This is a genomic window from Umezawaea sp. NPDC059074 (assembly GCF_042738955.1).
Classification (GTDB): Bacteria; Actinomycetota; Actinomycetes; order Mycobacteriales; family Pseudonocardiaceae; genus Umezawaea.
In genome coordinates this window covers 22,998-33,261 of sequence record NZ_JBHYHC010000102.1, presented here as the reverse complement: position 1 = coordinate 33,261, position 10,264 = coordinate 22,998, and the positions used below count along the sequence as shown (strand labels likewise).

The window sequence follows — 10,264 nt, the reverse complement described above, 5'->3', positions numbered from 1 at the left end:
TGGAGATCGGGCAGGGCTTTGGGGCACTGCCTTTTGGCCCGATCAAGGGGCAAATCTAGGGGCCCCAAATCAAATCGGCCACAGCACGCTGGAAATCGCAGCCACCTACCAGACCCACTGGAAATCGCAGCCGCCCACCCGGCCCACTGGAAGCCGCAGCCGGAAGCCCCCAGAAAAACCCAACGCCCCACCCCGCAAACACACGGGATGGGGCGAAGGACGAAAAAGATCACCCAAGCATGTCGTGCCGCACGATCGTCTGGTCCCGCCCAGGCCCAACACCGATCGCCGACATCCGAGCCCCGGAAATCTGCTCCAGGTACTCCACGTAAGCCCGAGCGTTGGCGGGCAACTCCTCAAACGTCCGACACCCGCTGATGTCCTCGTGCCACCCAGGCAACTCCTCGTACACCGGCACAGCGTGGTGAACATCCGACTGGGACATCGGCATCTCGTCCACCCGAGTCCCGTCGATCTCGTAAGCCACGCACACCGGCACCTTCTCCAAGCTGGACAACACATCCAGCTTCGTGAGGAAGTAGTCCGTGATCCCGTTGACCCGAGCCGCATACCGAGCGATCACCGCGTCGAACCACCCGGTCCGCCGGTTACGACCAGTGGTCACACCAACCTCGCCACCGGTCTTCCGCAGGTACTCACCCATGTCGTCGTTCAACTCGGTCGGGAACGGCCCAGACCCCACCCGAGTCGTGTACGCCTTCAAAATCCCGATCACCGTCGTGATCCGAGTCGGCCCGATACCCGACCCAGCGCAAGCCCCACCCGACGTCGGGTTGCTCGACGTCACAAACGGATAAGTGCCGTGGTCCACGTCGAGCAGAGTCCCCTGAGACCCCTCGAGCAGCACCGTCTCACCACGCTCCAACGCCTGGTTCAACAACAACCGGGTGTCCGCGATCCGCGAGGCGAACTTGCTCCCGTGCTCCAGCACCGTGTCGACGACGTGGTCGACCTCGAGCCCCTTGCGGTTGTACACCTTCACCAGCATCTGGTTCTTGATGTCCAACGCGGCTTCGACCTTCTGCCGCAGGATCTTCTCGTCCAGCAGGTCCTGCACCCGCACGCCGACCCGCGCCAGCTTGTCCTGGTAGCACGGCCCGATCCCGCGCCCGGTGGTGCCGATCTTGGCCTTGCCGAGGTAGCGCTCCGTGACCTTATCGATGGCCACGTGGTACGGCATGATCAGGTGCGCGTCCGCCGACAGCAGCAGCCGGTCGGTGTCGACGCCCTTGGCCTCCAGGCCACCGAGTTCCTCCAGCAGGACGCCGGGGTCGACCACGACGCCGTTGCCGATGACGTTCATCACTCCGGGCGTGAGGATGCCCGACGGGATCAGGTGGAGGGCGAAGTTCTGCCCGTTGGGGAGCACCACGGTGTGGCCCGCGTTGTTGCCGCCCTGGTAGCGGACGACCCACTGGACGCGCTCTCCGAGCAGGTCCGTGGCCTTGCCCTTGCCCTCATCGCCCCACTGGGCACCGATCAGCACTACGGCCGGCATGTGAAACTCCAAGGGCTAGGACTGGGAAGGGCAATGCCGGTGCATGAGGGTAGACCAGGAGTTGATGGTGCGCGGAATCGTGCTGGCCTGCGGAAACGACAGCCTCGACAGGGAGTCGCCAATGGTCACTGAGCGTGACGACATCACGGTGTTCACCGTGCCGTCACGACCGGGAAAAGCGCACGTAGACGCGATCCTGTCCGATTTGGGTGATCAGCGTCTCGTCGTCGCGGGGACCGACGCGGACCTCAACTCGGTGGTGTTGCGGCTGCTGCGGACCGAGCGTGTCGCGGAGGTGCCGCTGGCCTTCGTGCCGTCGTCGCCGGACTCCGAGGTCGCCGCGCTGTGGGGGTTGCCGACGGACCCGGCGCGCGCGCTCGACCTCGCGCTGGGCGGCGACCCGGACAAGGTGCCGTTCCTGCGCGACGACGTGGGCGGCGTGCTCGTGGGCCTCGGCGTGATCAGTCCGGTCCGCGGGGTCGGCTACTGCGACGACGACAACGTGCTGCGCGGGCAGGCGACCCGGCTGGAGATCACGCCCGACCCGGACGGCGGGGCGGGGCTGGTGGTGCGGGTGATCCACAAGCGGCTGCTCGGGCGGAAGGTGAAGGAGACCGCCGGGAGGGCGTTCCAGCTCGGCTGCCTGCCGACGGCGGTCACCTCGGACGGGGTCGCCCACCCGAGGCAGATGAACAAGTGGACTTGGTACCGCCACACGGAGGACCTGCGACTGGTGCGGGGGTTGTAAGTACCGAACTAATTCTTTCGAGTGTCACCCGAAAGCATTGTTATGGCCGGCTGACTATCCGACAGTAATTCCGATTTCCCTAGCGGAAGGTCGGATTACATGTCAACGGTCAACAATGCCGTCCGAGTGGCGGCCCTGTCATTGCTGACTACCGTCGCGCTCGTCGCGGGACTCGCCCCGTCGGCGAACGCGACCCCTCCCAGCATCCCCAGCACCGCCACCGCGAAGTCCGAGCTCGCGGCCCTCACGGTGGCGACCGACGGGTCGATGACGGGCTACTCGCGGGACCTGTTCCCGCACTGGAGCACGGTTTCGGGCGCCTGCAACACCCGTGAGACCGTGCTCAAGCGCGACGGCTCCAACGTCGTGGTGGACTCCAGCTGCGCGGCCACCTCCGGCAGCTGGTACTCGCCCTACGACGGGGCCACCTGGACCGCCGCGTCCGACCTCGACATCGACCACGTCGTGCCGCTCGCCGCGGCCTGGCGAACGGGCGCGAAGAATTGGACGACGGCCAAGCGGCAGCAATTCGCGAACGACCTGAGCGGTCCTCAACTGATCGCCGTGACGGACAACGTGAACCAGGCGAAGGGCGACCAGACGCCCGCCACCTGGAAGCCGCCGCTGACGTCCTACTGGTGCACCTACGCCAAGATGTGGACGCGCACGAAGTACAAGTGGGCCCTTACCGTTAACTCCTCGGAGAAGACAGCGTTGCAGGACATGCTCGGAAGGTGCTGATGGCCGAATACTCGTCACCGTTCGTCGCGGGCCCCGGCGGGATCATGACCGACGACGTCGGCGTGATCACCGGCGAGCTGGAACTGCGCTCCGTGCTGGCCGAGGACGGGTCGATGCGGGCCGAGGTGCGCTACGAGGGGGCGGACGAGTGGTACGCCCTCACGGGCGGCTCGTGCGCGTTGAAGGACCCGGAGGACCTGTCCGCCGTGCACGAGCTGCTCGTGGGGGTGCTCAACCGGCCGGAGGGGTGAGCGGCTTGCGGGACAGCGGCGGCAGCGCCTCGACGGCGTCCGCCCGCGACAGGCCGGTGGCCTGGAGCAGGTCGACGGCGACGGACCGGATCTGGGCGAGGACGACCTTGGTCGAGAAGCCGTCACCACCGAGCTCGGTGGTGGTGGCGGTGCTCGCCGCGTCGCGGATGGCCGCGCGGGCCTGGTCGGGCTTGTCCCCTCGGGCCAGTTCGGTCCGCAGGAGGTCCACGGCGTCCGCGTAGCGGCGCAGGACGTCCGGGAGGATGGCCGGGGTGCCTTCGTCGTCCCTGAGGGCAGCCAGGGCCCTGCGCGCCAGCACCCTGGTGTTGCGCAGCGCGTAGTCCAGGGGCAGCGCGGCCTCGCGGTAGTGGTCCAGCTCGTCGCGGCGGTGCCAGCGGATCGGCGCGATGGTCGCGATCTCCTTGCCGGCCTTGAGCGCGTCCTTGAAGTCCTCGATGGCGGACTGGCTCTTGCGCAGCTGGGCGAGGACGCCCGCGGCCTTCACCGTGTCGTGCTCGGCCACGGCGGACGCGATGCCGCGCAGGGCCGTGGACAGCTCGCCCAGCACGACCTTGCCGTGCCGGTGGGCGATGGTGAGCGGGTTGGCGGGCAGCAGCGCCGTCACGGCCAGGCCGACGAGCCCGCCGATCAGGGCGTCGACCATCCGGTCGAACCCGCCGTTCGTGCTGGGCGGCAGCAGCGTCGCCACCAGCACCGCGGACGAGCCGGACTGCAAGGCGATCACCGCGCCGCCGTCGAGCAGCACGGCCGCCGACATCGCCAGCGCCACGACCAGCGCGATCTGCCACGGGCCCGAGCCGATCTGGGAGATCAGCACGTCCCCGACGCCGACGCCGACCGAGACGCCGACGACCAGTTCCGCGACCCGGCGCGGCCGCTGCCCCAGCGAGACGCCGAGGCAGACGACCGCCGAGATGGGCGCGAAGAACGGGTGCGGGTGCCCGACCAGGGCCGTCGCCACGAACCACGCCAGCCCGGCGGCCAGCGCGGCCTGGAGGATCGGCAGCGCGGTGCGCCGCCACCGCTGGAGCCGTCGTCCCAGCTCAGCCCGCACCGCGCCCATCGATCAGCTCAGTCCGAGCGCGGCGGGCGCCTGCGGGTCGCTGTCCGCGAGGAACTTCAAGCAGCGCTCGTACTCCTCGGTCTCGCCGATCTCGTCGGCCGCCCGCGCCAGCGCCGCGAGCGCCCGCAGGAAGCCCTGGTTCGGGCGGTGCTTCCACGGCACCGGCCCGAAGCCCTTCCAGCCCGCGCGGCGCAGCTGGTCGAGACCGCGGTGGTAGCCGGTGCGCGCGTAGGCGTACGCGGCGACCGGGTCGCCCGCCTGGAGCGCGCGCTCCGCGAGCAGCGCCCACGCCTCGCTGAAGTCGGGGTAGGCGCGGACGATCTTGCCTGGATCGGTGCCGCCGTCGGAGGCGGCCTGCGCCTCCGGACGTTCCGGCAGCAGGGTCGGGTCCGGTCCGAGGAGGTTGGTCATGGGGTAATCGTGCCCCACCGCCCGTGTCAGGACGGGAACACCCTCACCACCACGGCCACGGCGGCGAGCACCAACGCCGAGACGAGCACGCCTGCGACGACCTTCTTGCCCACGGGTGGTCTCCCCAACTCTCAGCGGGTTCTCAGCGCCGCACGATCCCCGGTTGGGCCGTTGAGAGCAACGAACGTCACCCGTTCGGGAGGGTGAATCGGCATTTGCGCAGCTCAGGGCGTTCCCCTAGGGGAAACTACGCGAAAGACCAGGGAGAACCGCGCTTCCACGCGGGACGGCGGCGACGCATCATGTCCGGGTGAACACGGGGGTAAGGGCACACGTCGCGGAGTTCCGCGACCAGTACTGGGAGCGCGGAGAGCCCGGCCGCGACACGCCTGCTCGGCTCACCAAGCCGCTCTACCAGCTGTGGCTCGCGGGCCTGCTGTTGAAGCTGCTCGGCTCGACGTGGGACGTCGCCTGGCACTTCAAGTGGTTGCGCGACGAGTTCGCGCCGCCGCACCTGCTCAACACGGCCGGCACGGTCATCGTGGTCGCGCTGACGATCTTCCACACGTTCACCGGCTACGCCGTGGACAGGACCGCGCTGCGGCTCATGCAGTGGGGCACGGGCGTCTTCCTGATCGCCCTGCCCATCGACCTCATCAACCACCGGATCAACGGCCTGGACATCACGTCGTGGAGCGGCTCGCACGCGCTGCTGTACCTCGGCACGGCGATCATGCTCGCCGGCGCGATCCGCGGGTGGCGCGCGTACTACCCGGCGGGCCGCGCGCACACGTGGGGCTTGGCGGCGCTGTGGATGTTCTTCCTGGAGAACACCTGGTTCCCGAACCAGCACCAGGAGTACGGCGTCATCTCGCTGGGCGCGTGGGACGCGGGGAAGCCGGAGGCCGAACCGATCCTGCTCCAGTTCGCGGCCGACCAGATCGGCCGCCCGGTGGACCGCACGGCGGTGCTGAGCTTCGCCCTGCCGATCCCGGACTGGGTGTACCCGTTGTGGGGCTTGGTCTCCACGGGTGTCGTGCTCGTGCTGGCCAGGCGCACGATCGGCAAGCGCTGGGCCGCGACCGCCGTGGCGGCGGGCTACGTCGCCTACCGGTGCCTGGTCTGGCCGGTGCTGATGGGCGTCGACTTCCCGACGTCCGCGGTGCCGCTGTTCCTCGTGCTGGTCGGCATCTGCGTCGACCTCGCGCACACGGCGTCGCTGCCCGCGTTCTCGGCCGCGCTGCTGGGATCCGCCGCGATCACCGGCATCGGCTACGGCGGCATCTGGGTCCAGCAGCAGTGGCTGGAAGCGCCGCCGGTCCTGTACCCGTCGGCCGCCGTCACCTTCGTGCTGCTGGCCGCCGCGTGGACCGGCGTCGACCTCTGGGCCCGCCGACGAGCACCCGCGCTCTCCTGACGCCACAACGGAGAACGCCCCCGGAGCCGAGGCTCCGGGGGCGTTCGCGTCGAGGTCGAGGTCAGCCGGCGATCATGCGGCCGGACGACTTCAGGTGCTCGCACGCCTGCGCGATGCGGGCGCCCATGCCCTGCTCAGCCGCCTTCAGGTAGCTGCGCGGGTCGTACACCTTCTTGTTGCCCACCTCGCCGTCGATCTTCAGCACACCGTCGTAGTTGGTGAACATGTGCTGCACGATCGGGCGGGTGAACGCGTACTGCGTGTCCGTGTCGATGTTCATCTTCACGACGCCGTACGAGAGCGACTCGTGGATCTCCTCCAGCAGCGAGCCGGAGCCGCCGTGGAACACCAGGTCGAACGGCTTCGAGCCCGCCGCGAGGCCCAGCTTCGCGGCCACCGCTTCCTGGCCCTGCTTGAGGACCTCGGGGCGCAGTTTCACGTTGCCCGGCTTGTACACGCCGTGCACGTTGCCGAACGTGGCCGCGAGCAGGTAGTGCCCCCGGTCGCCGGCCCCGAGCGCGTCCACCGTCTTCAGGAAGTCCTCGGTGGTCGTGTAGAGCTTGTCGTTGATCTCGTTGTCGACGCCGTCCTCCTCGCCGCCGACGACACCGACCTCGATCTCCAGGATGATCTTCGCCTTGACGGCTTCCTGGAGCAGGTCGGACGCGATCTGGAGGTTCTCGTCGAGCGGCACCGCGGACCCGTCCCACATGTGGGACTGGAACAGCGGGTTCTCACCGCGCGCGACGCGCTCCTGGCTGATGCCGATCAAGGGGCGGACGTAGCCGTCCAGCTTGTCCTTGGGGCAGTGGTCGGTGTGCAGCGCGATGTTGACGGGGTACTTCGCCGCGACCACGTGAGCGAACTCGGCCAGTGCGACAGCGCCGGTGACCATGTCCTTGACCTTGGTGCCGGACGCGAACTCCGCACCACCGGTCGAGACCTGGATGATGCCGTCGCTCTCGGCCTCGGCGAATCCGCGGAGTGCCGCGTTGAGGGTCTCGGACGAGGTGACGTTGATCGCGGGGTAGGCGAATTCGTTCGCCTTCGCGCGACTGATCATCTCGGCGTAGACCTCGGGGGTTGCGATGGGCATCGGTCGTCCTCCTCAGGTGCCCTGAACGCCGTATCAAGGGGCATCCTACGACGCGACCCGAACGATACAGTTGATCATGGGGCCTCTTGGCGATCGGAGTAGGCCGAAACCATCGCTCACCTGCCCGAAACCCCCCGTTAGAACAGGACCTCGGCCAGTTCCCGGTACGCCTCCCGGTGGTGCCCGCCGTCGGAGGCCACGACCTGCACGGCGACGTGGTCCGCGCCCGCCGCCACGTGCTCGCGCAGGCGCGCGGCGACCTGCTCGGGCGTGCCCCACGCGACCAGGCCGTCCACCAGCCGGTCGCTGCCGCCGTGCTCCAGGTCCTCGGCGGTGAAGCCAAGCCGCAGCCAGTTGTTGGTGTAGTTCGGCAGCCCCAGGTAGAGCGCGAGCGCCTGCCTTGCCAGGGCGCGGGCCGCGGCCGGGTCGGTCTCCAGCACGACGTGCTGCTCGGGCGCGAGGAGCTTGCCCGTGCCCAGGACCTCGCGGGCGGTCGCGGTGTGCTCGGGCGTCACGAGGTACGGGTGCGCCCCGGCGGTGCGGATCGCGGCCAGCTTCAGCACGCGCGGGCCGAGCGCGGCCAGCACCACGTCCTCGGCGGGCACGTCCAGGTCGTCCAGGTACCGCACCAGCTTCTCGTACGGCTTCGCGTACTCGTCGCCGACGAACTCCCGGTGACCCGCGCCGATGCCGAGCAGGAACCGGCCGGGGTGGTCGCGGACGACCCTCCGGAACGCGCCGGACAGCTGCCCGGCGGGCTCGGACCACACGTTCACGATGCCGGTGGCGACGGCGATCTTGCCGCTCGTGCCGAGGATCGTGGACACCACGTCGAGGTCGCCCGGCGCACCCCCGAGCCACAGCGCGCCGTAGCCCAGCTCCTCCAGCTCGGCGGCGGCGTCCCCCTCCTTGATCCAGAGCGGCGCCCGGCTCCACACCCCGAAAGTTCCCAGTTCCACGGCCATTTCGACTCCCAGCGAAGCTCGTCGGATGTCTCCGACAACCCCCCGGCGACGTGATTTAGTCCGCTCGGTGACCGAGGGCACCGAGCGGTAGTTTCGAATCATGGCGAAACTCGGCAACAGCGATCTGGACGTGTCCCGGCTGACGCTCGGCGGCAACGTCTTCGGCGGGAACGCGGACGAGGAGCAGTCGTTCGCGGTGCTGGACGCGTTCACGGCGGCGGGCGGCAACTCCGTCGACACCGCCGACCTCTACACCGGCGGCGCGTCCGAGACGATCATCGGCCGGTGGCTCGCGGCGCGCGGCAACCGCGCGGACGTCGTGATCGCGACCAAGGTCGGCATGGTCAAGGGGATGGACAACCTCAAGGCCGACAACATCAAGGCGGCGGCCGAGGGCTCGCTCAAGCGGCTCGGCGTCGACCACATCGACCTGTACTACGCGCACCAGGACGACCTGGACACGCCGACCGAGGAGTCGCTCGCCGCGTTCGACGAGCTGGTGCGGTCCGGCAAGGTCCGGCACATCGCCGCGTCGAACTTCTCCGCGGAGCGGCTGGCGGCGGCGATGGACATCTCGCGGCGCGAGGGCCTGGCCTCGTTCGTCGCGCTCCAGCCGGAGTACAACCTCGTCGTGCGCTCGTCCTACGAGGGCGCGGTGGCGGACGTCGTGGCGGAGAACGGCCTGTCCACGCTGCCCTACTTCGGCTTGGCGAAGGGCTTCCTGACCGGCAAGTACCGGCCGGGCGTGGACGTGGACAGCAGGCGGGCGGCCGGGGCGTCCAAGTACCTGGACGAGCGCGGGCTGCGGGTGCTGGCGGCGCTCGACGAGATCTCCGCGGCGAACGCCACGTCGCTCGGCGCCGTGGCGCTGGCGTGGCTGACGGCGCAGCCGAACGTGCCGTCCGCGCTGGCCAGCGCCCGCACGCCCGAGCAGTTGGCCGACCTGGCGCCCGCGCTCGACCTGACCCTCTCGCCCGCCGAGGTGCAGCGGCTCACCGACGCGAGCGTTTAACTCACCAGTAGCTTACTGGCGGTAAGTTGCGTTACGGTGGCCTTCCGGAACTGCTCGGGAGGTCACCGTGGACGTCAACGGCAAGGTTGTCCTGATCACCGGCGCGGCCAGGGGCATCGGCGCCGACGTGGCCCGGCGGCTCGCCGCGCGGGGGGCCAGGGTCGCGCTGGTCGGCCTGGAGGGCGACCGGCTCGCCGAGGTCGCCGCCGAGTGCGGCGGCCGGGCGTGGGAGGCCGACGTCACCGACTGGACGGCGCTGGAGACCGCCGTGGCCGGGGTGGTCGAGCACTTCGGCGGCATCGACGTCGTGGTCGCCAACGCGGGCATCGCGTCCGCCGGGTTCGTCCGCTCCATCGACCCCACCGCGTTCGAACGGGTCGTCGAGGTCAACCTGCTCGGCGTGTGGCGGACCGTCCGGACGTGCCTGCCGCACCTGGTCGTGAGCCGCGGCTACTGCCTGGTCGTGTCGTCGCTGGCGGCGTTCGTGCAGATCCCCGGCAACGCGGCCTACTCGGCGGCCAAGGCGGGCGTCGAGGCGCTCGCGAACTGCCTGCGCGCCGAGGTCCGCCACCTGGGCGTCGACGTCGGCATCGCGTACTTCTCCTGGATCGACACGGACATGGTCAACGGGGCCGACGAGCACCCGGTGTTCGGCCCGATGCGCACGGCGCTGCCGGGCCTGGCGAGCAAGAAGTACGACGTGTCCGACGTGGGCGAGGCCGTGGTCAAGGGCATCGGCAAGCGCTCGCGGGCGATCCACGTGCCGGGCTGGGTCGCGCGGCTCAAGCTGCTGCGGGCGTTCACGCCGGTCGTCGTGGAACGGCGGTCGGCCGGGATCGTGCCCAAGGGCGACAAGGCGATGCTCGACGACATCGCCCGCCGCGGGGCCGCGGAGTCGTCCCGGCCCGTCGGGCCCGGAGGCGCGGCCGCCATCCGCTAGCCCCCGAAAAACTCCGTGCAACATTTCGGATCGCCAACCGCGTGGAGCGGCGTGAGGGCGTCACCGAGCCGGTGGCGCCC

The 10,264-nt window shown here is 69.7% G+C and carries 11 protein-coding genes; 6 read left to right on the top strand and 5 right to left on the bottom strand.

The features are described 5' to 3' along the window. Positions 1-229: 229 nt before the first annotated feature. On the bottom strand, positions 230-1,519 hold the full coding sequence (locus ACFWW9_RS33565; RefSeq protein WP_390386157.1) for an adenylosuccinate synthase: 1,290 nt from the start codon (positions 1,517-1,519) through the stop codon (positions 230-232). A gap of 121 nt (positions 1,520-1,640) precedes the next feature. On the opposite strand from ACFWW9_RS33565, the gene ACFWW9_RS33560 reads away from it, so the two are divergent. The 3 genes from ACFWW9_RS33560 (at position 1,641) to ACFWW9_RS33550 (ending at position 3,259) form a co-directional block, all read left to right on the top strand. Then, on the top strand, positions 1,641-2,267 hold the full coding sequence (locus tag ACFWW9_RS33560) for a hypothetical protein (RefSeq protein ID WP_390386156.1): 627 nt from the start codon (positions 1,641-1,643) through the stop codon (positions 2,265-2,267). Between the two features lie 99 nt (positions 2,268-2,366). Beyond that, positions 2,367-3,008: an HNH endonuclease family protein gene (locus tag ACFWW9_RS33555; RefSeq protein ID WP_390386155.1), complete on the top strand. Its 642-nt coding sequence runs from the start codon at positions 2,367-2,369 to the stop codon at positions 3,006-3,008. Further along, complete coding sequence (locus ACFWW9_RS33550) at positions 3,008-3,259, top strand: hypothetical protein (RefSeq protein ID WP_390386161.1); 252 nt, start codon at positions 3,008-3,010, stop codon at positions 3,257-3,259. Before ACFWW9_RS33555 ends, ACFWW9_RS33550 begins: the two co-directional genes overlap by 1 nt. Here the strand turns inward: ACFWW9_RS33550 and ACFWW9_RS33545 are convergent. Both ACFWW9_RS33545 and ACFWW9_RS33540 read right to left on the bottom strand, forming a co-directional pair. Then, positions 3,240-4,343, bottom strand: a complete 1,104-nt coding sequence (locus tag ACFWW9_RS33545; RefSeq protein ID WP_390386154.1) for an aromatic acid exporter family protein — start codon at positions 4,341-4,343, stop codon at positions 3,240-3,242. The two genes, ACFWW9_RS33550 and ACFWW9_RS33545, sit on opposite strands and share 20 nt — an antisense overlap. A gap of 3 nt (positions 4,344-4,346) precedes the next feature. Next, positions 4,347-4,754 carry a DUF3151 domain-containing protein gene (locus tag ACFWW9_RS33540; RefSeq protein ID WP_390386153.1) on the bottom strand — a complete coding sequence of 136 codons (408 nt, stop codon included), beginning with the start codon at positions 4,752-4,754 and terminating at the stop codon, positions 4,347-4,349. A 310-nt stretch (positions 4,755-5,064) separates the two neighbouring features. Between ACFWW9_RS33540 and ACFWW9_RS33535 the strand changes: the two genes are divergently transcribed. After that, positions 5,065-6,171, top strand: coding sequence for a hypothetical protein (locus ACFWW9_RS33535; RefSeq protein WP_390386152.1), 1,107 nt, complete (start codon positions 5,065-5,067; stop codon positions 6,169-6,171). Positions 6,172-6,232: 61 nt separating this feature from the next. Here ACFWW9_RS33535 and fbaA read toward each other — a convergent pair whose 3' ends face one another. Both fbaA and ACFWW9_RS33525 read right to left on the bottom strand, forming a co-directional pair. After that, the gene (gene fbaA / locus ACFWW9_RS33530; protein ID WP_390386151.1) at positions 6,233-7,267 is read right to left on the bottom strand and encodes a class II fructose-bisphosphate aldolase; all 1,035 of its coding nucleotides are present in this window, start codon (positions 7,265-7,267) and stop codon (positions 6,233-6,235) included. Between the two features lie 137 nt (positions 7,268-7,404). Further along, positions 7,405-8,232: an LLM class F420-dependent oxidoreductase gene (locus ACFWW9_RS33525; protein WP_390386150.1), complete on the bottom strand. Its 828-nt coding sequence runs from the start codon at positions 8,230-8,232 to the stop codon at positions 7,405-7,407. A gap of 100 nt (positions 8,233-8,332) precedes the next feature. Between ACFWW9_RS33525 and ACFWW9_RS33520 the strand changes: the two genes are divergently transcribed. Together ACFWW9_RS33520 and ACFWW9_RS33515 are read left to right on the top strand one after the other, a co-directional pair. Next, entirely contained in the window at positions 8,333-9,244 is a 912-nt protein-coding gene (locus ACFWW9_RS33520; protein WP_390386149.1) for an aldo/keto reductase, read from the top strand. Between the two features lie 67 nt (positions 9,245-9,311). Then, on the top strand, positions 9,312-10,184 hold the full coding sequence (locus ACFWW9_RS33515; protein ID WP_390386148.1) for a short-chain dehydrogenase/reductase: 873 nt from the start codon (positions 9,312-9,314) through the stop codon (positions 10,182-10,184). Positions 10,185-10,264: the final 80 nt, after the last annotated feature.